Origin of the sequence: Virgisporangium aurantiacum (genome assembly GCF_016863635.1) — a bacterium.
GTDB lineage: Bacteria > Actinomycetota > Actinomycetes > Mycobacteriales > Micromonosporaceae > Virgisporangium > Virgisporangium aurantiacum.
Map to the genome: position 1 here is coordinate 161,622 of NZ_BOPG01000003.1, position 21,896 is coordinate 183,517.

Genomic DNA, 21,896 nt, shown 5'->3' on the forward strand with positions numbered 1-21,896 from the left:
ACATGGCGACCGGAATCGGCTTGTTCTCCTTCCCACCACCGCGCCGGTCGCCGCCGTCGGGCAGTCGGTCCTCGCCAGGGAACGGTGACGAGTGCGGCAGGCACCCGGCTGGTCCTCGTCATCGGCACGCCCGTGGTTTCGAATGTCATGTGGACAGGAAAGCGACACTGATCGGCAGGTCCGGACGCCTGCTCCGGACGTGGGCGACCAACTGTTCGGCAGCCGGGGCCACCACCAGCAGCACCGGCCTGCCGGCCCGTGCGAGCGTGTCGGCGAGCTTCTCCGGGTCGTTGGCGAACGCCGCCGCCCCGTTCCCGTACAGAACGGCGTCGGTGATCCCGCTCGTGCGCTGGAGCGTCGACACGTACAACGTCTGCAGGTAGCTGGCGAGGAACTCGCCGGTCAGGACGACGGTGATGCTGCCGGGACGCGGCGGGTACCGGCGCGCGATGTCACGGATGGCGGCCGCGATCGGACCGTTCTCCGTGACCGGTGCGCCGGAGTGCCACTTCCGACTGATGGACTCGCCGTGACCCGGTCGCCAGGGCGTGTCGTCGACCACCGCGCCGGACGAGACCACCAGGGCCGCCGTGACGAGGGCCGGTAGGACAGCCCGGGCGGCGTCGATGCGCCTGCCGCCGGCGGGACGCGGGAGAAGCACGCACACGCCGCTCACCCCCGCGAGGAGCACGACGAGGACCCCGTGCCACGCCTTCTCTGAGTAGTACGGCGCCTCGGCGCCGCTCACCAGCCGGTACCCGAGGAAGCCCGCCGGCAGCATCAGTACCGCGCCGAGCGTCCACAGGTACGAGCGCCAGACGCTCAACCGCCGGAATCTCACCCCACGGCCCGCCGGCCGCAGGACGGCAGCGGCGATCACCAGCCCGAGGATCAGCATCATCGCCCGACTCGCCGGCAGCACGCCGCCCGCCGCCGCCACCAGGTCACCGTGACCGCCGAGCACCATCCCCAGCCCGATCGGCAGCACCGCGAGCGTGCCCGCCACCCCGCCGGTCACCACCACGAACCTCCGCATCACCAACCGGCGTCGCCGCAAGGCCCAGATCCCGATCGCGAGCAGCGCGGACGGCAGATACAGCTCGTACCCGAACCCGAGCATGACCAACAACGCGCCGACCACCATGACCTGCTCGCGCACGTCGCGGGCGCGCCGGCTCAGCACCGCGACGAGCAGCACGAGCGCGGTCAACCCGAAGAGCTGGCTAGGGAACCCGTACGGGGTGAGAACCGCCAGGTCGCTGTATACGAGCTGACTCGCGAGGAACACGACCAGCGGCACCCGCCAGGGTCCCGACAGCGGGCCGGCGATCCACGAGGCCGCCCACAGCAGCGCCAGCGCGAACAGGCCGTAGCTGCCCAGGAGGAACCACGTGTAGTGGTCCATCGCGCTCGTGGCGCTACCTGGCCCCGTCGACGACCGGACAAACCCGTCCAACATCCCGGTGGTCAGGTGCCATCCCGACGGGTAGTACCGCAGGACGTCCCACAGGTACGGCAGCTCCTCGGGCGTGTGCCAGTAGGCGTAGCCGCCGATCTGCCGGAGCGAGTCGAAGATGGCGACGTGACGGGCGTGGTCCTCACCGCCGACGAGCAGGGCGATCCGCCCGGTCGAGTCGGTCCGCAGGTGCGGCACGGCCACGTAGGCCCACACGCCCACCGCCGCCACGACGGTGAACGCGTCCGACCCGGTGGGCAGCGGCAACCGCGGCGAGCGGCCGGTGTACACGCTGATCGCGCCGAGGACGGTGAGGGCCGTCCCCGCGACGGCTACCGGCGCCGTCCCGAACGGCCAGGCGGCGAACAGCAGGCCGGCCGCGCAGGTCGTTCCGAGCAGAAGCGCGGTGGCGAGCATCAGCCGGTCGAGCAGCGTCCGCCCGCCCCGGAGCAGGCCAGCGGTGAGCAGGAGGATCACCGGTGGCAGCAACCAGGCGACCCCGGCGAACTGGGCAAGGCCCGGGCCCAGCCACGCCAGGGCCAGCCAGGCCGCGCAGAGCCGCGCATCGGGTCTTCGGCGGCGGCCGGCGGTGGCCGGGCGGGCCGGCCCGCTCTCCCGGAGTGACTCGGCGATCGTTTTCACGCGTCACCACCTTTCGGTTCGCTGATGTCGGCGCACGACGAAGTGGACCGGCGGCAACCGGTCCGACAAATAAACGGAATGAGCGACGGGCGTGGGGCGCCGCGCTCAGAACGACGCCAAGTAAACATTCGCCATGATCACGGCGCCAGGAAGATCAGCATGAAGTATCGACCGGAAGCTTCCGGTCAGATCACGCCGGGTTGCCGATCTTGAATTACAGCGGTGTAATTATCGACATGGGCAACATTCTGGTGGGCGCATCCTCATGGGCCGACCGGGCGTTGATCGGCTCCGGGTGGTACCCGCGGGAGCACAACACCACCGCCGGCCGGCTGGAGTACTACGCCGGGCGGTTCCCGATCGTCGGCGTCGACACCACCGCGTACGCGATCCCCGCCGCCGAGACGGTCACCGCGTGGGTCGAGCGGACGCCGCCCGAATTCACGTTCGACGTCACGGCGTTCAACCTGCTCACCGGCCACCGGGTCCGGCCCGACGCGATACCCGCCGACCTGCGGCCCGAGGGGTCCGAAAAAGTCAGGCACCGCGACCTCGACGACCGCACCATGGCCGAACTCTGGCGCCGGTTCCACGAATCCTTGCAACCGCTGGTCGACGCCGACAAGCTCGGCGCCGTGCTGCTGCGGTTCCCGGACTGGCTGGCCCGGGGTGACGCCGCCACGCGTCGCGTGCTCGCGACGGCGCGCGAGTGCCGGCCGCACCGGGTGGCCGTCGAGTTGCGTCACCCGTCCTGGTACGAAGGCCCGCACGCGCTGGAGACGCTGCGGACCCTGCAGGCCGAAGACGTCGGTTACGTCTGCGTCGACGAGTCGTTCGAGCCCGGCCCGGTCGTGGTGGCCACGGCGGAGCCGGGCGTGGTGCGGCTGCACCGCCCGCAGACCGATGCCGGGCTGGCCCGGTGGGCACAGCGGCTCCGGGCACTCGCGGGCGAGGTCGACACCCTGCACGTCCTGATCGATTCGCCGGGCGGACGCGCACCCCTCGACGCCGCCGCGCTCGCCGACAAGCTCCACACGGGACGGCTGGTCGCCCGGTCCTGACCGTCAGTCGTGGTCGGCGTGCTCGGGCGACAGCTTCGGTACCTGTCCGGGTTCGATGACCACGAACTGGCCCATCATCCCCTGATCCTCGTGCCGCAGAACGTGGCAGTGGAACATGTACGGCGTGGCCGGGTCGGCGTAGTCGGCGAACCTGGCGATGACGACCACCGGCTTGTTCTGTCCCAGGAACACCGTGTCCTTCCAGCCGCGCAGGTGCGGCGGCGGCGCCTTGCCGCCGACCGACAGCACCTGGAACTGAACGTCGTGCACGTGGAACGTGTGCAGTTCCCCGTCGAGCGCGCTGAGCTTCCAGACCTCGACGCTGTCCTTCATGACGGCGGCGTCGATGCGCGACCCGTCCATCTTCTTGCCGTTGATGCTCGTGCCGGAGAGCGAGAACTCGCGGGTGTGTCGGGCCTGCGCCGGATCGAGGCGTGGAGTGTCGACAAGTTTCGCGGGCACCGCCGGCGACGGCCGGAGCGAGCGCGCCGCGCGCAGTTCCATGATGTCGAACGAGTCGTTGGCGCCGCTGATCCGCCGGTGGAACCAGTCGAGGCCGAGTTGCGCCGGTGTGCTGCGGAGCACCACCCGCTCGCCGGGCCGCATCGTCACCACGATCTCGATCCGCTCGCCGGCCACCATCGTCACGCCGGTGGTCTCGTGCGGCGCGTCGAGCAGGCCGCCGTCGGTGCCGACGAGCGCGAACGGGCGTCCGTCGGAGAAGCCGAAGTGGTACGGCCGCACGTTCGACGCGTTGAGCAACCGCAGGCGGACCCGTTCGGTCGTGACGTCGAAGTACGGACCGAGCGCGCCGTTGACGACGACCTTGTCGCCGAGAACGCCGCCGCTGCCGAACATTCCGGTGTCGCTGCCCAGTTCCTCGTCGTCGTCGAACGCCTTGTCCTGCACGATCACCGGAACGTCGTCGACGCCGTACTCGCGCGGCAGCGCGGCCACATCGGTGCCCGGGTCGTCGACGATGAACATGCCGGCGAGCCCCTTGTAGACGTGGTCGGCGGTCTCGCCGTGCGGGTGCGGGTGGTACCAGAGCGTCGCGGCCGGCTGGTTGATGGTCCAGGTGGGCGACCACGTGGCGCCGGGTCCGATCGGCTGGTGCGGGCCGCCGTCCATATTCGCCGGCAGGTGCATGCCGTGCCAGTGCGCGCTCGTCACCTCGTCGAGTCCATTGTGGACGTTCACCACGACCTGCTCGCCGCGGGTGGCCCGCAGCGTCGGCCCCAGGTAGTCGCCGTTGAACCCAAACGTCTCCGCTGTTTCGCCGCCGAAGTCGTGCTTCCCTTTGGACGCCCGGAGGTCGAACACCCGCTTGTTGCCGTCCACTGTGGACGTCGCGAGCGGCGGCACCGGCAGCGGCCGGCCGAACGCCACCTTGCCGACGGTGGAGTCGGCCGAGGTCGAGGTCCACGCCCAGGTGAGCAGGCCGCCGACGCCGGTACAGAAGACGGCCATGACGATCAGCGAAATGATGAGGATCCGTCGCAACACGGTTGAAGACTGCGGCGGTGATCCGCCGAAGTCATCCAGTAAGCCGGTGATCCCAGGGACCGCTCAGGGATGCCCCTACCCCCGTGGGGGGAGGGCGTTGCGCAGTCTGATTCCGCTGAAGTCGAGCGTGCTGACGATGACCTCGCGCCAGAACGCCCACAGGTTCGGCAGCACCCGCAGCTGGATGCCGGCCTCGGCGTGGCACCGGATCAGGTCGCCGACCGGTTCCGGCGGACCCAACGGCGTCACCGGTTCCGTCGACACCCACGCGGCGTCGCCCAGCGGCCGGAACGGGTCGGCGGCGAAGCGGTACGCGTAGAGGGTCGTCGTGCGCAGCGCGTCGAGCCAGCCGTACTCGATCGCGTGCACCCGGTCGCCGCCACCCACGCCGACGATGCGGTCCCGGTCGCCGGGCAGGGTGGCCGGCGACGTCCAGGCCATGGCGCGGGGGCACTGGCGCGGAAACCAGTACGACGGCGCGTTCCGGTCGTCGACGGCCCACACGTACGCCTCGGCGTGCGCGGAGGTGGCGGCGACATGCGGCTCGAAGCGGGTGATCGAAGGGTCCTCGGAGAAATGAAGAACTTCGCCATGTCGCGGTCGCATGACAGAGTGTCTACCGCGCCGCAGGTAAGGTGTTCGAGTCGTTTACCACAGCCGAGGGATTGCCGTGACCCAGCAGACCAGCAGGCCGCGCCGGCCGGGAGATCGTGTACCGAGCCGGGCCGAGAAGCGCAAGCAGTGGAAGGCCGAGGCCGCGCGGGCCGCCGCCGCCCGTAAACGCCGCAACGCCGTCTTCGGCGTCATCGGCAGCCTCGCCGTGGTGGCGCTGCTCGGCGCGCTGGTGTTCTGGGTGGTCAACCGGCCCGACGACGACAAGGGCACCGGCTCGGGCACGCAGGGGCCGAACGCGAGCACCGGTGCCGGCACCGGGTTCCCGCAGCTGCCCGCCGGCGCCGACCCGGCCCTCGCCACCAAGCCGACGGCCACCGGTGGCTGCACCGGCATCACCGAGCTCACGCCCACGACGCTGATCAAGGGCACCGGCCCGGCGGCGCAGGCGGGCCAGCAGATCACGGTCAACTACGTGGGCGTGTCCTGCACCTCCGGCCAGGAGTTCGACGCGTCCTGGAACCGGCAGCAGCCGTTCGACTTCCAGCTCGGCCAGGGCGGCGTCATCGAGGGATGGGACAAGGGCCTGGTCGGCGTCACCGTCGGCAGCCGGGTGCAGCTCGACATCCCGTCGAAGCTGGCCTACGGCGACGACGCGTCCGGCGGCCGGCCCACCGGCCCGCTGCGGTTCATCGTCGACGTGCTCAAGGTCGGCTGAAGGCTAAAGGCTCGACAGCGCGGCGATCGGCGCGGTGCTCAGCGTCGAATAGCCGCGCAGTTCCTCGTCGTCGGCGACGGCGCGCCAGTCGCCGTAGAACGCCAGCCGCTCGTCGCCGCCGGCCGCGATGCTCAGCGGTCCGGCGAGCCGCGGCTCCGCGATCTCCGCGGCCACGATCGCGGCCCGCAGGGTCGCCGGCCCCACCCGGCCGGCGGCCAGCGGCGCCAGCACGGTCAGCAACAGTTCGGCGGCGAGGTCGGTCTCGCCGGTCAGCCGCCAGTCGGCGCGCGCCACGTCCACCCGCGACCCGGCACCGTTGACCGCCCGCGCGATCGCCCGGATGCGCCCGGCGTGCGCCGCGGCGAGCGGACCGAGGTCGGCGGCCAGCGGGAGGGCCACCACCGCGAGTTCGCCGTCGAGTGCCTCGCTCAGCACCCGTAACGCGGGTTCCGGGTCGTCGGTGACCCGCCAGTGCGCGCGGGCCGCCGCCACCCGCACCCGGCTGTTGCCGCGCTCGACCAGCCGGAACAGCCGGTGCCGGGCGCCCGCGGCGGCGGGTCCGATCGCGCCGAGGGCCGCGCACACGTGCTCCGCCGCCTCGCTCTCCAGCAGCGGCAGCAGCCCGGGCACCGCCGGCGCCGCGTCGCGTCCCCAGGCCCGCAGCACCGCGGCGAGCGCCCGTTGCTGGTGGAAGGAGTCGGCGTCGGCCAGCGCCGAGTCGACCCGGGGCAGCAACCGGCCGGCCCAGCCGCGCAGCGGCGCCAGCACGTCGTACAGCCCGGGCGCGGTGAACAGGTACACGTGCCGCGGGTAGTACGCCTGCACCACGTCGAACACGGATGTGCCCATGAGGACCCGGTTGCGTAGCCGGGGGAGGCAGCGTTCGTCGCCCATCCGGGCCAGTCCCCACGCGGCGAGGTCGGCCACCCGCGTGGTCGGGTCGGTCAGCAGCGCGTCGAGCCGGTCGGCGTAGCGCTCGGGCTCCGTCGCGCCGGCCACCGCGACCAGGTGGCAGGCGGCCGACCGCACGCCCGGGTCGGGGTCGGTGAGCCGCTCGGCCACGATCGGCAGCAGCGGGCCGGCGGCCGACCGCCAGGTGCAGATCGCCGCGGCGGCGGCCCGGAGGGCGTCCTGGCCGGCGCCGCCACGTACCTGGAACAGCCGGGCGGCCACCGCGATGCGGGCCTCCCGGTCGGCGCCGAGTTCGCTGGCCAGCCAGTCGCACAGCCGGGTTCCGGGCAGCGGCACCGGGCCGGCGTCGGCCAGCGCCTCGACCACGGTCGGCAGCGCCCGCGCCCGACCGGCCCGGCGGGCCAGCAGCGCACCGGCGAGGCGCAGGGTCGGGTCGTCCCCGGTGCGCCGGCGCTGCAACCAGCGCCGGGCCCGGGGCCGTTCGTGGTCGAGGCCATCCCCGGGCGCGTCCAGGAGGTGCCCCACCGCAAGAACAAGGGCCAAGCGGACGGCGTGCGCCCGCTCTCCCGCGAACCGCGCCCGGACCACCGGCACCACGTCACCCGCGCACCAGCTCAACTCGCCGAGTACCGCCGCGGCGGCCGCCCGCACGGCCGGATCGTCGTCGCCGAGCAGCCCGAGCAGCGCCGGCAGCGCGACCCGCAACGCCTCGCGGCAGCTCTCCGGGTACTCCTTCGGGTTGTTCTCCAGGTACGTGCCGGCGCTGCGGACCGCCAGCGCGATCGCCGCGAGCAGGTTCAGCACCTCGGTACGGGCGGCGACGCCGGGGGTGGCGGCGTGCTCGACGAGGGGTTTGATCAGGTCGGCCGATGCTGCCGTCAGCTCACCGGCCGGTAACACCCGGTAGTGGAGTTCGGCGAGCGAGGCGGGGTCGTGGAGCGGCCGGCCCGCGCGGGCAGACGGCCCCCGGACCCCCTCGCGACCCCCCACGGACATGGTGGCGGAGCCTACTCCCGGCCCAGATCGGACGCCTAACGGCTGGCGTCTTTCAGACTCCGGGAGCCGCATTCACCCACTCACTATCCGTAATCATGTCCACACATCGGCGTTCACGTGGAGACCGGAGTGGTTAGACGCCCCACCTCCTGGGAAGAAGTTACCCGCGGCGGAAGGAGCGACGATGACGCACACGGTGCACGAGACAGATACGTCCCAGAAGTCCACGGCAGAACTGGTGAAGACCGCGTCCGAGCAGATCCAGCGGCTGGTCCGCGACGAGTTGAAGCTCGCACAGGCGGAACTCACCCGAAAGGGCAAGCACGCCGGGATCGGCGCCGGCCTGTTCGGTGCGGGTGGACTGATCGCGCTGTACGGGGTCGCCGCCCTGCTCACCGCCGTCGTCCTGCTCCTCGCCTACGTGATGCCGGCCTGGGTGGCCGCCGTGATCGTCGGCGTGCTGCTGCTCGGCGTCGCCGGTGTGCTGGCGCTGGTCGGCAAGAAGCAGGTGCAGCAGGCGACGCCGGCCGCACCCGAGGAGACCGTCGACAACGTGAAGGCCGACGTGGCGGCGGTCCGCGAAGCGGCGAAGGAAGGGATGCACCGATGACCTCCGACGACGCCAAGGTGGCGGCGCTGCGCAGCGGGATCGAGCAGACCCGGGCCGAACTCGGCGAGACCGTCGAGGCGCTGGCCGCGAAGACCGACGTCAAGGCCCGCGCGCAGGAGAAGGTCGCCGACGTGAAGACGCGCGCCGCCGACGCCGCGACCGAGGCCAAGGACAAGGCGAAAGACAAGGCCCAGCAGGTCGCCGCGTCCAGCAAAGAGGTGGCGCAGGATCTCCGCACCGAACCGGCCGCCACGACGAAGCGCGCCGCCGTCCGCGTGCGTACCTCCGTGCAGGAGAAGCCGAAGCAGTGGGCCGCCGCGGCGGCCGCCATACTGGCGTTCGCCGCTCTGGTGGTGCGCAAGCGCCGTCGCGCCGCCGCCAAGCGGGTCACCCCCCAGCGCCTACGCGACGACTGGCGCCGCGAATGGAAGGAGAACCGGTGAACAAGCTGGTCTACAAGCCGGTCTCGCTGGCCCTCAGCATCACGGCGGGTGCCGTGTCAGGCCTGGTGTTCAAGCAGGTCTGGAAGCTGGTGTCGAACGAGGACGAGGCCCCCAAGGCCACCTCCCGCGACTACGGCTGGGGCGAGATTCTGGCGGCCGCCGCGCTGCAGGGCGCGATATTTGCTGTGGTGAAGGCCGCAATCGATCGTGGTGGGGCCCATGGAGTACGTAAGCTGACTGGTGAGTGGCCGGGCGACTAGTTCGCAGCTAGTACAGTCGGTTACGCAAAGCTTTACGCGGGTGGTGATGGGGTGCGGCGCCGGGTCCTGGGTGGGGACCCGGCGCCGCCGTCGTCCGGAGGCCGCTGGGCTCGCAGAAAGCGCGAGCCCAGCGGCCTCCGGCATGTTTGTCGGGGGGCCCGAGCCCCCCGAACCCCCCACGCCGGGGGCGGACGGCCCCCGGACCCCCGCACCCCGCGCCTCCTCATGTCCCCGCGCGTCCAGGGCTCCTGTTCGTCGGCGTCGATCTTGCAGTTGTGGTGCCAGATAACGACTTAGTTGCCCTGTTTTGATGGGCACCAGAACTGCAAGATCGACACCGAAGGGCAGCTTGAGTGGCTGGGCATTGGTGGGCAGTGCACCTCCGCCGCACCCGCGGGGCGCCGACGTGGCAACGGGATACGGGCAACCTATTGGTACGGCGCCGCCCGCGATTCCCCCCGGGATGACCGGGCGGGCGGCGCCGTCCCCCCTAGCGCAACAGGTCCTGCGCGCCGTCGCGGACGCGGGCGTAGGCCGCGCGCACCGACGGTGTCGACTCGCCCGCAATCTCCACTGCGGCCACCGGCCATTCCGGTGGTTCGGCGCCGCCGCGCAGGGCCCAGGCGGCCTGCCGGGCCGCGCCCAGGGCAACGTACTCGGCCGGGTCCGGGACGCTCACCGGCGCGCCGAACAGGGCCGGTGCCACCGCGCGGACCGCCTCCGACGCGGCCGCCCCGCCGATGAGCAGCACCCGGTTCACGGGCATCCCCTGTGCCGTCAACGCGTCCAGGGCGTCGGCCAGGCCGCCCAGCATTCCCTCGACCGCGGCGCGGGCCAGGTTGGCCGGCGTCGCGTTGGCGCGGGTGAGGCCGGCGAGCAGGCCGCGGGCGTCGGGCAGGTTCGGGGTGCGTTCGCCGTCGAGGTAGGGCAGGAGGGTCAGGCCGTCGGCGCCCGGGGCGGCGGAGAGGGCCAACGAGTCCAGTTCGGCCAGCGACACGCCGAGCAGACCCGCCACCGTCGACAGCACCCGGGCGGCGTTCAGCGTGCACACCAACGGTAGGTGGCGGCCGGTGGCGTCGGCGAAGCCGGCCACGGCGCCGCTGGCGTCGGCGGACGCCACCTCGCTGACGCCGAACGCCGTCCCCGAGGTTCCCAGGGATACCACCACGTCACCCGGACGCAGGCCCAGCCCGAGCGCGGCGGCCATGTTGTCGCCCGTCCCCGCGGAGATGACCGCGCCGGACGACGTCTCACCGACCACCGACGACGGCGAAGCCACCCGGGGCAGCTCCAGGTCGCGGCCGAACGCGAGTTTCAGGATGTCGGTGCGGTAGGAGCCGGTGGCGGCGGAGAAGTAGCCGGTGCCCGAGGCGTCGCCCCGGTCGGTCGTGTAGGCGGAGCGACCGCCCAGCCGCCAGGTGAGCCAGTCGTGCGGCAGCAGCACCGCCTCGGCGCGCGCGGCCAGTTCGGGCTCGGCGCGGGCGAACCAGCGCAGCTTCGTCACCGTAAAACTCGCGACCGGAACCGAACCGACCGCCTCGACCCATGCCCGTGGGCCGCCGAGCTCGGTGACGAGCTCGGCGGCCGCGGGCGCGGACCTGGTGTCGTTCCAGAGCAGCGCCGGGCGCACCACCTCGCCCGCCGCGTCCAGACACACCATTCCGTGCTGCTGCCCGCCGACGCCGATCGCCCCGACGCCGTCGAGCAGCCCGGCCGATGCCTCCTCGAACGCTGCCCACCACAGCGCCGGATCGGCTTCGGTCGAGTCGAGGTGTGCGGCGCGGCCTTCCCGGACCACCATTCCGGTGTCCGCGTCGCACACCACGACCTTGGTCGACTGGGTCGACGAGTCAACGCCAGCCACCAGTGCCATGTCAGCGCACCCCTAGGAGGTGCTCCATCGCCAGTTGATCGAGCCGCTCGAAGGCCATCCCCTTGCGGGCCAGGCCTTCCACATCCACCGACTCGGCACGCAGGTCGGCCAGCGTCTCCCCCGGCGCCAGCGTGGGCTCCGACAGTTCCGGCACGCGGGCAAGAGCCAGCGCCTCGGTGACTTCCGGATCCGCGCGGAAGGCGTCCACCTTCGCCTTGAGGATCAGGTAGTTCCGCATGCACGCCTTCGCGGTCTCCCACACGCCGTCGATGTCCTCGGTGCGCGGCGGCTTGTAGTCGAAATGCCGCGGGCCGGCGTAGCCGCCGGTCTCCAGCGCGTCGACGGTCCAGAACGCCCCGCGTAGGTTGCCGGCGCCGAACCGGAGGTCCTGGTCGAAGCGCGGACCGTGCTGGCCGTTCAGGTCGATGTGGTAGAGCTTGCCGTGCCACATGGCCTGCGCGATGCCGTGGGCGAAGTTCAGCCCGGCCATCTCCTCGTGCCCGATCTCGGGGTTCAGCCCCACCCGGTCGGGTTCGTCCAGCGACGAGATGAACGCCAGCGCGTGCCCGATCGTCGGCAGCAGGATGTCGCCGCGCGGCTCGTTGGGCTTGGGCTCCAGCGCGAACCGGATGTCGTAGCCCTGCTCCCGCACGTACTGGCAAAGCACGTCGACGGCTTCCTTGTACCGGTCGAGCGCCGCCGCGACGTCCTTGGAGGCGCCCGACTCGGCGCCTTCCCGGCCGCCCCACATCACGTACGTCGGCGCGCCGAGTTCGGCGGCCAGATCCAGGTTCCGGGCGACCTTGGCGATCGCGAACCGGCGCACCGCGCGGTCGTTGGCGGTGAACCCGCCGTCCTTGAAGATCGGGTGCGAGAACAGGTTCGTGGTGGCCGTGGTGACCACGACGCCGGTGGCGCTCAGCGCCTCCTTGAACCGCGCGATCAGCTTGTCGCGCTCGCCGTCGCTGGTGCCGAACGGGATGACGTCCTCGTCGTGGAAGTTCACCCCGTGCGCGCCGAGTTCGGCCAGCTTGTGCACGGCCTCCACCGGGTCGAGCGGCGGCCGGGTCGCGGAACCGAACACGTCTTGGGCACCCCACCCGACGGTCCACAACCCGAAGGAGAACCGGTCGGCGGGGGTGGGCGTGTAGTCGCTCATGCGGGGGCCTTTCACAACACGGTGGCGGAACCGGATGCGAGCACCTTACGCCCGGGAGGGGGGTTAGTTCAAGCTCCTGATTAAGCTCGGAACACCACGCGGTAGTAGGTCTCCGACTGCTGCAACGCGAGCAGCACCGCGCCGCGCACCTCGGCGTCGGGCCCCAGCGCCGACACCCTGATCTCCGTTCCCGCAGGCCCCAGCGTGAACTCCGTCGACGTCTCGGTCATGTGCGGCAGGAGCAGGTCGGCGATCGCGGCCAACCCGCCGCCGAACACCAGCACCGCGGGGTTGTACGCGTTGACCACCCAGGAGGCGGCCAGCCCCAGGTTGCGTCCCACCTCGGCGACGGCCCCGGCCGCGACGGCGTCACCGCCACGCGCGGCCGCGGCCACATCGGTCGCCTCAAAAAGATCATCCAGGACGCTGTGCGCACCGCCCTCGATGGCCCGTCGCGCGAACCGCACGAGCGCCGGACCCGACGCGACCGTCTCCAGGCACCCGACGTTGCCGCACTTGCACGGCTCGGTGCCGCCCGGAACGCGGCAGTGGCCGATCTCGCCGGCGGTGCCGCCGGTGCCGTGCAGCACCCGGCCGCCGGAGAGCACCCCGGCCGACAGCCCGGTGCCCGCGTACAGCAGGGCCAGGTCGTCGACCCGCCCGCCGACCCCCTCCAGGTTCTCGGCGACGGCCGCCGCCTGCCCCGCGTTGTGGACGTGCACCGGCGCGTCGAGTTCGGCGGTGAGCAGCTCGGCGACGGGCACGTCGCGCCAGCCGAGGTTCGGGGCGAGCAGGCACACGCCGCGGTGGAAGTCCGTCAGTCCCGGAAGCACCGCACCGACGGCCGCGAGTTCCGCTCCCGCCGGGAGCACCGCGCGGGCCTTCTCCGCGATCACCGTGAGCGAGTCGCCGGCCGGACCGGACGGGGTGTCGAACTGACGCCGGGCCGACTCGGCGCCGCTGCCGTCGGCCACCGCCACGGTGGTGCGCCGGGCGCCGATGTGCACGCCGAGCACCAGCTGCGAGGACGCGTTGTACTCCAGCATGATCGGCGGACGCCCGCCGCTGGTGGCGGTGGTGCCGGTGCCCACCTCGCGCACCAGCCCGTCGGCGATGAGCTCGTCGACGATCGCCGACACGGTCGGCTTGGCCAGCGTGGTGGCCCGGGCGATGCTCGCCCGTGACACCCGGCCGCCTTCTTTGACCACCGCCAGCACGAGCGACCGGTTGACCTCGCGCATCACGTTGTGATCCGCCCCGCGGCGAGGCTCCGGATTGCCCATCGGGTAAAACTACCGCGCCGATCATTCACGCAGGAGACACCCGTATGCTGCGATGGGCGGGCTTTTGGAGGCAGGGCAGAGTGCATATCTCGGCGCGTAGCGACTATGCGGTACGGGCGGCGCTGGGTTTGGCGTCCAAATATCCGGCCACCGTGTCCAGCGCCACTCTCGCGACGGAGCAGGATCTTCCCCGCAAGTTCCTCGAAGCGATCCTGGCCGATCTGCGGCGGGCCGGGCTGGTCCGCGGCCAGCGCGGCGTCGAGGGCGGCTACGTGCTCACCCGCGCGCCCGACGAGGTCACCATCGGCGAGGTGCTGCGCGCGGTCGACGGCCCGCTGGCCGAGGTGCGCGGCCGCCGCCCGGAGGAGACGAGCTACGAGGGCACGGCCGAGCACCTACAGCAGTTGTGGGTCGCGGTGCGGGCCGCCGTCCGCAACGTCCTCGACGAGGTGTCGCTCGACGACATCGTCCGGGGCCGGCTGCCCGGCCACATCCGCCGCCTGATCACGGCGCCGGACGCCTGGCAGCCCCGTTAGCTCAACCGCCGACGCGGCGGAGCAGACCCTCCTGCACGGCCGTCGCGATCAGGCGGCCGTCCTCGGTGAACATCCGGCCCCGGGCCAGCCCGCGGGCGCCCGACGCCGACGGGCTCGTGCAGTCGTACAGGAACCACTCGTCGGCCCGGAACGGGCGGTGGAACCACAGCGCGTGGTCGAGGCTCGCGCCGATGAAGCCGCCCTTCCCCCAGACCTTGCCGTGCCGCGACAGCACGGCGTCGAGCAGGGTCAGGTCGGAGCAGAACGTCAACGCGCAGGCGTGCACGAGCGGATCGTCGGGCAGCGTGCCGTCGACGCGCAGCCAGGCCCGCTGGTTCTCCTCGACCGGCCGCTCGCCGGGTGAGGCGAAGCCGGCACCGCTGAGGTACCGCACGTCGATCGCGCGCGGCATCCGGTTCCACTCCTCCAGCAGCTTGGGGAACGGCGCCAGGCGCTCGGCCATCGTGGGCACGTCGTCGGGGCCGGGCAGGCCGGTCGGCATCTCGTCGGCGTGGTCGAGGCCGGGTTCGGCCCGGTGGAACGACGCCGACATGAAGAAGATCGTGCGGCCGTCCTGCTCGGCGACCGACCGGCGGACGGAGAACGAGCGCCCGTCCCGGATGTTCTCCACCCGGTACGTGATCGGCGCGGACTCCTCCCCCGCCCGCACGAAGTACCCGTGCAGCGAGTGCACCGTGCGCGACGGGTCGACCGTGCGGCCGGCTGCCACGAGCGCCTGCGCGGCCACCTGGCCGCCGAACACCCGTAGCCGCCCGGCCGGTGGGTTCACGCCCTGGAACGTCATGTCGTCGACCTGGGCCAGGTCGAGCAGTTTCACCAGGGCGTCGACGGGACTCACTCTTCGACCAGCGACCCGAGCTGGTGCATCCGCAGCGTGTTCGTGGCACCCGGCGAGTTCGCCGGCGTACCGGCGACGACCACCACGTAGTCGCCCCGACGGAACTCGCCCAGCCCGATCAGCGCCTGGTCGACCTGGCGGAACATGTCGTCGGTGTGCTCGACGAACGGCACCAGGAACGTCTCGACGCCCCACGACAGCGCGAGCTGGTCGCGCACCGCGGGAACCGGGGTGAACGCCAGCAGCGGCAGCTTGCAGTGCAGCCGGGCCAGCCGGCGCACGGTGTCGCCGGTCTGCGAGAACGCCACCAGCGCCTTCGCGCCGGTGACGGTAGCGATGTTCGAGGCGGCGACGGTGATCGCGCCGCCGCGGGTCCGCGGGTCGTGCTGCAGGCGCGGGACGTCGAACGAGCCGCCCTCGGTGGTCGCGACGATCTTCGCCATGGTGCTCACCGTGAGCACCGGGTAGCGGCCGACGCTGGTCTCGCCGGAGAGCATGACGGCGTCGGTGCCGTCGAGCACGGCGTTGGCGACGTCGGACGCCTCCGCCCGGGTGGGCCGCGAGTTCTCGATCATCGAGTCGAGCATCTGGGTGGCGACGATGACCGGCTTGGCCTGCTCGCGGCACAGCTGGACGGCCCGCTTCTGCACCAGGGGCACCTGGTCGAGCGGCAGTTCGACGCCGAGGTCGCCGCGGGCCACCATGACACCGTCGAACGCGTCGACGATCGGCTCGAGCGCGGCGACCGCCTCGGGCTTCTCGATCTTCGCGAGCACCGGCCGGCGGACGCCGACCTCTTCCATGATCTCGTGGACGAGCTTGATGTCGCCGGGCGACCGCACGAACGACAGCGCGACCAGGTCGACGCCGAGCCGCAGCGCGAACCGCAGGTCTTCGGTGTCCTTGTCGGACATGGCCGGGACGCTCACCGCGACGTTCGGCAGCGAGATGCCCTTGTTGTTGGAGACCGGGCCGCCCTCGACCACGAGGGCGGTGATGTCGTTGCCGTCGACGCCGGTGACCTCGACGGCGACCTTGCCGTCGTCGATGAGCAGCCGGTCGCCCGCCTTCACCTCCTGCGGCAGCTTCGTATAGGTGCAGGAGACCCGGTCATGGGTGCCGACGATGTCGTCACTGGTGATGACGACCGTTTCGCCGGTACGCCATTCGACCTTGGTCTCGGCGAACCGACCCAGGCGGATCTTCGGGCCCTGCAGGTCGGCCAGAACGCCGACGGCCCGCCCGGAGGCTTCGGCGGCCTCCCGGACCAGGCGGTACGTGTTCTCGTGGTCGGTGTGGCTGCCGTGGCTGAAGTTCAGCCGGGCGACGTCCATACCGGCGTCGACGAGCCCCCGGATGCGGTCCGCGTCTGATGTTGCCGGACCGAGTGTGCAGACGATTTTTGCGCGACGCGTCACATTCACGAGGCTAAACCGTGGAGGTTACGACCGATCGCCCGGCCCGCCAACAGCGGTAGCATGTGGGATTCGACGTGTGGGGTGGTGACGGGTGACCAGCAGGCTGCGTGTGCTGTCGGCGCCGCTCGTCTGGCTCCTGGTCGTGTTCGCCCTCGCCGGCTTCGCCGGCTCAGCCGGCAGCGCCGGGCCGCTTGCGCTGAGAAGCCAGGAGAGCCCGGGAATCCAGCCGAACCACGCCGTCACGAACCCGCACCTGCAGGCGGCGGCACCGGAAACGTCAGACGACGACACCGAGGGGTCACCCGGCGTCCTCGGCCTGCCGTCGAGGATTCATCTCGTCGTCAACCGCACCGGCACCGGAACGGCTCCGACGGCTCCGGTGCTCGCCGTGCTGTCGGCACCGGTCGACCGCACCGACGCCGGCATCCGGATCGTCACCGACCGGGCCGGCACCACGCCGGCCGACGCACCACCGGCGAACTCCCGTTGGGAACGGGCTCCGCCACGCGCATGAGCGTGACGTAGCAGCCCACACCGTTCCCAATTTCATAAGGAGTTCACTACCGTGACGCGCGCCACCACCGTGCGCGCGGTCCTCGCCCTCGCGGTTCTCGCGGTCTCCGGGTGGCTCGTCGCCACCCGACCGCCGAACCTCGGCCTGGACCTGCGCGGCGGCACCCAGATCGTGCTGGAGACAAAGGACGGCGAGCTGGCCAAGGCCAACGCCGACACCACCGACGAGGCCCTGGAGGTCCTCCGGAGAAGGGTCGACCAACTCGGCGTCAGCGAGCCATCGCTGGCCCGGTCGGGCGAACGGCGGATCATCGTCGAACTGCCCGGCGTCACCGACCCCGAGGAGGCCGTCAAGGTCCTCGGCCGCACCGCCCAGCTCACGTTCCATCCGGTACTCGGCCTGGCCGATCCAGCCAAGAGCGGATCAACGACGCTGATCGACGAGGACGGCCGCGACACGCTCGAACTCGGGCCGGCCGCGATCGACGGTGCCCTCATCGAAGAGGCCCGCGCCGTCACCGGCCAGCTCGGCGAGCGCACCATCGACATCGAGTTCCGCGGCCGCGGGCCCGGTGCCTGGCAGGACCTCACCGGCAAGGCCGCCTGCGCCCCGGTCGGCGACCCGACCCGGCGCGTCGCGATCGTGCTCGACGGGAAGATCATCTCCTCGCCGCAGGTGAACCCGGACATCGCCTGCGACGTCGGCATCACCGGCGGCCGCACCAGCATCACCGGCCAGTTCACCGCCGACGAGGCGAAGGACCTGGCGCTGCTGGTCCGCGCGGGCGGGCTGCCGGTGCCGGTCGAGGTCATCGAGCAACGGATCGTCGGGCCGAGCCTGGGCGCCGCCGCGATCGAGGCGTCGGCGCGGGCCGCCGTCATCGGGCTGATCGCCACGATCCTGTTCATCATCGCCGTCTACCGCCTGGTCGGCGGCCTGGCGGCGATCGCGCTGGTCGCCTACGGGCTCATCTCGTACGCGGCGCTGCTGGCGATCGGCGCCACGCTCACCCTGCCCGGCCTCGCCGGGTTCGTGCTCGCGATCGGCATAGCTGTCGACGCGAACGTGCTCGTGTTCGAGAGAGCCCGGGAGGAGCACGCGGAGGGGCGGAGATCGCTGTCCGGCTCGATGACCACCGGCTTCAAACAGGCCTGGTCGGCGATCATCGACTCCAACATCACCACCCTGCTCGCCGCCGGCCTGCTGTTCTTCCTGGCCGCCGGCCCGGTGCGGGGCTTCGGGGTGACGCTCAGCATCGGCGTCGTCGCCTCGATGTTCACCGCGCTCGTGCTCACCCGCGTCCTCACCGGGTTCGCGCTCAGGCGGGGCCTCATCAAGCGGCACCCGAAGGTGTCGGGCCTGGCCGGCATCGGCGCCGTCCGCCGCTGGCTGGAGGCGAAGGGCCCGGACCTGATGGGCCGCCGCCGGCTGTGGATGGGCATCTCGGCCGGCCTCGTGGTCGTGGCCCTCGCCGGCATCCTCGTGCGCGACATCAACTGGGGCGTCGAGTTCACCGGCGGCCGGCTCGTCGAGTACTCGACCACCGACCCGGTGAGCGTCGACAAGGCCCGCGAGGCGGTCGGCGACGCCGGCCTGGACCGGGCCGTGGTCAACGCGTCCGGCGACGGGAACGTCAGCGTGCGGTCCGGGTCCTTCAGCGACGCGGACGAGAGCCGGGTCCGCGCGGCCCTGGCCGAGCTCGGCGGCGGCGCGGAACGGATCCGCGACGAGACGATCGGACCGAGCCTCGGCGTCGAACTGCGGAACAAGGCGCTGATCGCGCTCGGCGTGGCGCTGCTGGTGCAGTTGGCCTACCTGGCGATCCGGTTCCGCTGGCAGTGGGCGCTGGCCACCGTGCTGGCACTCGCGCACGACGTCATCCTGCTGGTGGGGGCGTTCGCGTGGTTCGGGCGTCCGGTCGACGGGGTGTTCCTGGCGGCCGTGCTCACCGTGATCGGATATTCGGTGAACGACACCGTGGTGGTGTTCGACCGGGTTCGCGAACTGGTCCGCAATCCGCAGCGGCGCCAGTTCGCCACGCTCGCGAACCTGGGCTGCCTGCAGACCGTGCCCCGTACCGTGAACACCGGCCTCGGCGCCCTGTTCGTGCTGGTGGCGCTCGCCGTGCTCGGTCGCGACTCGCTCGTCGATTTTGCCGTGGCGTTGTTGATCGGGATCATCGCCGGCACCTACTCTTCGGTGTTCCTGGCCGCGCCGCTCGCGATCGTCTTCGAGTCACGACCGGGCGGCCTGGTCGGGAAGCTCGCGGTCCGCGCTTCGGTGAAAACGACCGGTGGACGCGCGCAGCAGCGCCGCCGCGCTCCCACGAGAACCACTCCCGCCGCATCTCGAAAGGGCTGAAATGGACATCGAACGGGTCAACCTCCCGGGAATCGGGATGCGCCACGCCATCACCACCGAGCGCGGCCGGCGCATGGGTGTGGTGTCGCACCACACCGGGCGGCGCGACCTCGTCGTCTACGACGCCGACGACCCGGACAGCGCGGTGGTCTCCGTGGCTCTCACCGGCAACGAGGCGAACGCGCTGGCGGAGCTGCTCGGCACCGCCCGGATCGTCGAGCGGCTCACCGAGCTGAACCGGCAGGTGGAGGGGCTGGTCACGGAACAGATAGTGCTCGCCGAGGGCTCCCCGTACGACGGGCGGACCCTCGGCGACACCGCGTCCCGCACCCGCACCGGCGCATCGATCGTGGCCGTCGTGCGGGGCGGGCAGGTGTTCGCCAGCCCACGGCCGGACTTCCGGTTCAGCGCCGGCGACGTCGTCGTCGTGGTAGGCACGGCCGAAGGCACCACCGCGGTCGCCCAGATCCTCACCGACGGATAGGGGGCGGATGTGCATCATGGCTCGGTTCTGCTGATCGAATTCGGAGCGATCGTCCTCTGCCTCGGGCTCCTGGCCGCGTTCGCGGCCAGGTTCTCGATCTCGCCGATCCCCTTCTACCTGCTCGCCGGGCTGGCCTTCGGCCAGGGTGGCGTGCTCGACCTGGAGACCAGCAAGGAGTTCGTCGAGGCGGGTGCCGAGATCGGCGTGATCCTGCTGCTGTTCACGCTGGGCCTGGAGTACACCGCGCAGGAACTGGTGGGCACGCTGCGCTCGTCGGCCCTGACCGGCGTCATCGACCTGGCACTGAACGCGGCGCCCGGCGTGGCCGTGGCGTTCATTCTCGGCTGGGGACCGGTGGCGGCGCTCGTGATGGGCGGCGTCACGTACGTGACGTCGTCCGGCATCACGGCGAAGGTCATGGGCGACCTGGGCTGGCTGGGTAACCGCGAGACGCCGGTGGTCCTGTCGTTGCTGGTGTTCGAGGACCTGACCATGGCCGCCTATCTGCCGATCCTCACCACGATGCTCGCCGGCGTGGGGCTGGCGTCGGGATCGGTCTCGCTGGCGATCGCCGCGGCGACCGTCACCGTGGTGCTGATCGTGGCGCTGCGGTACGGCCGGTTCGTCGAGAAACTCGTGCACAGCGACAGCGACGAGGTGCTGCTGCTCAAGGTGCTGGGGCTCACCGTGCTGGTCGCCGGCGTGGCGCAGGAACTGCAGGTGTCGGCGGCGGTCGGCGCGTTCCTCGTCGGCATCGCGCTGTCGGGTCCGCTGGCCCATACCGCCCGCGACCTGCTGAACCCGCTGAAGGACCTCTTCGCGGCGGTCTTCTTCGTGTTCTTCGGCCTGCAGACCGACCCCACCGACCTGCTACCGGTGGCCGGAGTCGCCCTGGCCCTGGCCGTGGCCGGGATCGTCACCAAGGCACTCACCGGCTGGATCGCCGGCGCCAGAGCCGGCCTGGGCGTGGCCGCGAGAATCCGCACCGGAGCCGCGATGATCCCGCGCGGCGAGTTCAACATCGTGATCGCCGGCCTGGCCCTGGGCGTCACCGGAATCGACCCCAGGCTGGGCCCGCTGGCCGCGGCGTACGTCCTGATCCTCGCGGTGACCGGCCCCCTGGCCGCGAGGGCCGCCGAGCCCCTGGCCAAGTGGGTCGTGTCCCGCCGGGCCGGGGGGACCCCCTCCCACCGTTAGGCGGGAAGGGGTTCCAGCTGGAAGTGCTGCTTCAGCCACGGAAGGAGGATCTTGTACGCCTCGATCGTCGTGGGCTGCTTGTTGTCGTGCGACAGGACGATCGCGCCGGGTTTCGTGTCGCGCTTGATGTCGTGCACCAGGCGGTCCACGTGGGCGGTCGCGGATTCTTCCTTCTTGTGCTCCCAGTCGCGCGGGTCGACCTGCCAGTAGATCGAGGTCATGCCCAGCTGCTTGGCCGCGCGCACCAGGTCCTTGGTGAAGTTGCCGCCCGGTGCCCGGAAGTACGGGATCTTCGCGTCCGGCACCGCGGCCCGGATCACCTCGTTGGTGTGCTCCAGGTCTTGGGCGATCTCGGCCGGCGGCCGCTTCGCGAGGTCGAGGAGGTGCTGCCAGGAGTGGTTGCACAGCGTGTGACCCTCGGCCACGATGCGACGCACCAGGTCGGGATTGTCGCGGGCGCGGAACCCGACGAGGCAGAACGTCGCCTTGACCCCCTCCTGCTTCAGGAGGTCGAGGATCAGCGGCGTGTTCACGGGGTCGGGCCCGTCGTCGAACGTCAGGGCGACCGCGTCGGACCCGGTCCGGCGCAGCGCACCGGTCGACGTGAACTGCGGCTGCTTGACGGGTCCCGACGCCGACGCCGAGGGCGAGGGCGTACCGGGGCCGCCACCCGCCGAGGTCGTCGGGGCGGGATTCGCCGGGGCGGCCGTGCTACCCGCGTCCGACACCGGTGGCGCCACCGCCCTGTTGGCAGGCAAATCGGGCGCATACCGCGCGACCGCATTGTGCTTGCTGAATCCGTTGAGCTGCCCGGCGTTGGACGGGCTGAGCAACAGGGCGAAGGCCGCACCGACGAGGACGCCGAGGCCGACCCGACGTTGAGTGAGACTCAACCGACGGAAAGTCATCAGTCTCCGGAGGGATCGGGGACACGAACCCGGACACGCTAGCGCGAACGCGAACACCGATCAACGTCGGTATTCGCGTCCGATACAA

Annotated in this window: 20 protein-coding genes; 10 read left to right on the top strand and 10 right to left on the bottom strand. The window is 71.6% G+C overall.

The window, feature by feature from the left end; translation table 11 throughout:
* Positions 1–145: 145 nt before the first annotated feature.
* Positions 146–2,098, bottom strand: coding sequence for a hypothetical protein (locus Vau01_RS01400; RefSeq protein ID WP_203986118.1), 1,953 nt, complete (start codon positions 2,096–2,098; stop codon positions 146–148).
* 236 nt (positions 2,099–2,334) lie between these two features.
* On the opposite strand from Vau01_RS01400, the gene Vau01_RS01405 reads away from it, so the two are divergent.
* The gene (locus Vau01_RS01405) at positions 2,335–3,159 is read left to right on the top strand and encodes a DUF72 domain-containing protein (RefSeq protein WP_203986121.1); all 825 of its coding nucleotides are present in this window, start codon (positions 2,335–2,337) and stop codon (positions 3,157–3,159) included.
* A 3-nt stretch (positions 3,160–3,162) separates the two neighbouring features.
* On the opposite strand, the gene Vau01_RS01410 is transcribed toward Vau01_RS01405, so the two are convergent.
* Together Vau01_RS01410 and Vau01_RS01415 are read right to left on the bottom strand one after the other, a co-directional pair.
* On the bottom strand, positions 3,163–4,665 hold the full coding sequence (locus Vau01_RS01410) for a multicopper oxidase family protein (RefSeq protein ID WP_239151207.1): 1,503 nt from the start codon (positions 4,663–4,665) through the stop codon (positions 3,163–3,165).
* 75 nt (positions 4,666–4,740) lie between these two features.
* Positions 4,741–5,271, bottom strand: a complete 531-nt coding sequence (locus tag Vau01_RS01415; protein ID WP_203986124.1) for a DUF6886 family protein — start codon at positions 5,269–5,271, stop codon at positions 4,741–4,743.
* Positions 5,272–5,335: 64 nt separating this feature from the next.
* On the opposite strand from Vau01_RS01415, the gene Vau01_RS01420 reads away from it, so the two are divergent.
* Positions 5,336–5,995 (top strand): FKBP-type peptidyl-prolyl cis-trans isomerase, encoded by a 660-nt coding sequence (locus Vau01_RS01420; RefSeq protein WP_203986126.1) that lies wholly within the window; start codon positions 5,336–5,338, stop codon positions 5,993–5,995.
* Positions 5,996–5,998: 3 nt separating this feature from the next.
* Here the strand turns inward: Vau01_RS01420 and Vau01_RS01425 are convergent, their stop codons facing one another.
* Positions 5,999–7,903, bottom strand: a complete 1,905-nt coding sequence (locus Vau01_RS01425) for a HEAT repeat domain-containing protein (protein WP_203986128.1) — start codon at positions 7,901–7,903, stop codon at positions 5,999–6,001.
* A 184-nt stretch (positions 7,904–8,087) separates the two neighbouring features.
* Between Vau01_RS01425 and Vau01_RS01430 the strand changes: the two genes are divergently transcribed.
* The 3 genes from Vau01_RS01430 to Vau01_RS01440 are packed head-to-tail and all read left to right on the top strand — an operon-like array spanning position 8,088 to position 9,216.
* Positions 8,088–8,513, top strand: a complete 426-nt coding sequence (locus Vau01_RS01430) for a phage holin family protein (RefSeq protein ID WP_203986130.1) — start codon at positions 8,088–8,090, stop codon at positions 8,511–8,513.
* Positions 8,510–8,956 (top strand): DUF3618 domain-containing protein, encoded by a 447-nt coding sequence (locus Vau01_RS65135; protein WP_203986132.1) that lies wholly within the window; start codon positions 8,510–8,512, stop codon positions 8,954–8,956. Before Vau01_RS01430 ends, Vau01_RS65135 begins: the two co-directional genes overlap by 4 nt.
* Positions 8,953–9,216 (top strand): DUF4235 domain-containing protein, encoded by a 264-nt coding sequence (locus Vau01_RS01440; RefSeq protein WP_373320146.1) that lies wholly within the window; start codon positions 8,953–8,955, stop codon positions 9,214–9,216. Before Vau01_RS65135 ends, Vau01_RS01440 begins: the two co-directional genes overlap by 4 nt.
* A 490-nt stretch (positions 9,217–9,706) precedes the next feature.
* Here Vau01_RS01440 and xylB read toward each other — a convergent pair whose 3' ends face one another.
* The 3 genes from xylB to Vau01_RS01455 all read right to left on the bottom strand — a co-directional run bounded on the left by xylB (position 9,707) and on the right by Vau01_RS01455 (position 13,489).
* The gene (xylB, locus tag Vau01_RS01445; RefSeq protein ID WP_203986136.1) at positions 9,707–11,089 is read right to left on the bottom strand and encodes a xylulokinase; all 1,383 of its coding nucleotides are present in this window, start codon (positions 11,087–11,089) and stop codon (positions 9,707–9,709) included.
* A gap of 1 nt (position 11,090) precedes the next feature.
* Positions 11,091–12,248, bottom strand: coding sequence for a xylose isomerase (gene xylA, locus Vau01_RS01450; protein WP_203986138.1), 1,158 nt, complete (start codon positions 12,246–12,248; stop codon positions 11,091–11,093).
* 80 nt (positions 12,249–12,328) lie between these two features.
* Entirely contained in the window at positions 12,329–13,489 is a 1,161-nt protein-coding gene (locus Vau01_RS01455; RefSeq protein WP_239151236.1) for an ROK family transcriptional regulator, read from the bottom strand.
* 86 nt (positions 13,490–13,575) lie between these two features.
* Between Vau01_RS01455 and Vau01_RS01460 the strand changes: the two genes are divergently transcribed.
* Positions 13,576–14,067, top strand: coding sequence for an RrF2 family transcriptional regulator (locus Vau01_RS01460; protein ID WP_373320147.1), 492 nt, complete (start codon positions 13,576–13,578; stop codon positions 14,065–14,067).
* A gap of 1 nt (position 14,068) precedes the next feature.
* On the opposite strand, the gene Vau01_RS01465 is transcribed toward Vau01_RS01460, so the two are convergent.
* Complete coding sequence (locus tag Vau01_RS01465) at positions 14,069–14,872, bottom strand: acyl-CoA thioesterase (protein ID WP_203986597.1); 804 nt, start codon at positions 14,870–14,872, stop codon at positions 14,069–14,071.
* A 50-nt stretch (positions 14,873–14,922) separates the two neighbouring features.
* Positions 14,923–16,350, bottom strand: a complete 1,428-nt coding sequence (gene pyk / locus Vau01_RS01470) for a pyruvate kinase (RefSeq protein ID WP_203986145.1) — start codon at positions 16,348–16,350, stop codon at positions 14,923–14,925.
* A gap of 85 nt (positions 16,351–16,435) precedes the next feature.
* Here pyk and Vau01_RS01475 point away from each other — a divergent pair, with 85 nt between their 5' ends.
* The 4 genes from Vau01_RS01475 to Vau01_RS01490 are packed head-to-tail and all read left to right on the top strand — an operon-like array spanning position 16,436 to position 20,900.
* Positions 16,436–16,858 carry a hypothetical protein gene (locus Vau01_RS01475; RefSeq protein ID WP_203986147.1) on the top strand — a complete coding sequence of 141 codons (423 nt, stop codon included), beginning with the start codon at positions 16,436–16,438 and terminating at the stop codon, positions 16,856–16,858.
* A gap of 51 nt (positions 16,859–16,909) precedes the next feature.
* Positions 16,910–19,219 carry a protein translocase subunit SecD gene (gene secD / locus Vau01_RS01480; RefSeq protein ID WP_203986149.1) on the top strand — a complete coding sequence of 770 codons (2,310 nt, stop codon included), beginning with the start codon at positions 16,910–16,912 and terminating at the stop codon, positions 19,217–19,219.
* Between the two features lies 1 nt (position 19,220).
* Positions 19,221–19,703, top strand: coding sequence for a cation:proton antiporter regulatory subunit (locus Vau01_RS01485; RefSeq protein ID WP_203986151.1), 483 nt, complete (start codon positions 19,221–19,223; stop codon positions 19,701–19,703).
* 9 nt (positions 19,704–19,712) lie between these two features.
* Positions 19,713–20,900 (top strand): cation:proton antiporter, encoded by a 1,188-nt coding sequence (locus Vau01_RS01490; RefSeq protein WP_203986154.1) that lies wholly within the window; start codon positions 19,713–19,715, stop codon positions 20,898–20,900.
* Here the strand turns inward: Vau01_RS01490 and Vau01_RS01495 are convergent.
* Positions 20,897–21,793, bottom strand: a complete 897-nt coding sequence (locus Vau01_RS01495; protein WP_239151208.1) for a polysaccharide deacetylase family protein — start codon at positions 21,791–21,793, stop codon at positions 20,897–20,899. The genes Vau01_RS01490 and Vau01_RS01495 overlap by 4 nt on opposite strands.
* Positions 21,794–21,896: the final 103 nt, after the last annotated feature.

Excerpts from the sequence above, each read along its gene's own strand:
- Vau01_RS01465 (WP_203986597.1), bottom strand. The coding sequence starts at position 14,872 with ATGACGTTCCAGGGCGTGAACCCACCGGCCGGGCGGCTACGGGTGTTC.
- Vau01_RS01430 (WP_203986130.1), top strand. The coding sequence starts at position 8,088 with ATGACGCACACGGTGCACGAGACAGATACGTCCCAGAAGTCCACGGCA.
- Vau01_RS01425 (WP_203986128.1), bottom strand. The coding sequence starts at position 7,903 with ATGTCCGTGGGGGGTCGCGAGGGGGTCCGGGGGCCGTCTGCCCGCGCG.
- Vau01_RS01485 (WP_203986151.1), top strand. The coding sequence starts at position 19,221 with ATGGACATCGAACGGGTCAACCTCCCGGGAATCGGGATGCGCCACGCC.
- Vau01_RS01455 (WP_239151236.1), bottom strand. The coding sequence starts at position 13,489 with ATGCGCGAGGTCAACCGGTCGCTCGTGCTGGCGGTGGTCAAAGAAGGC.
- Vau01_RS01460 (WP_373320147.1), top strand. The coding sequence starts at position 13,576 with ATGCTGCGATGGGCGGGCTTTTGGAGGCAGGGCAGAGTGCATATCTCG.
- Vau01_RS01405 (WP_203986121.1), top strand. The coding sequence starts at position 2,335 with ATGGGCAACATTCTGGTGGGCGCATCCTCATGGGCCGACCGGGCGTTG.
- xylA (WP_203986138.1), bottom strand. The coding sequence starts at position 12,248 with ATGAGCGACTACACGCCCACCCCCGCCGACCGGTTCTCCTTCGGGTTG.
- Vau01_RS01415 (WP_203986124.1), bottom strand. The coding sequence starts at position 5,271 with ATGCGACCGCGACATGGCGAAGTTCTTCATTTCTCCGAGGACCCTTCG.
- Vau01_RS65135 (WP_203986132.1), top strand. The coding sequence starts at position 8,510 with ATGACCTCCGACGACGCCAAGGTGGCGGCGCTGCGCAGCGGGATCGAG.
- xylB (WP_203986136.1), bottom strand. The coding sequence starts at position 11,089 with ATGGCACTGGTGGCTGGCGTTGACTCGTCGACCCAGTCGACCAAGGTC.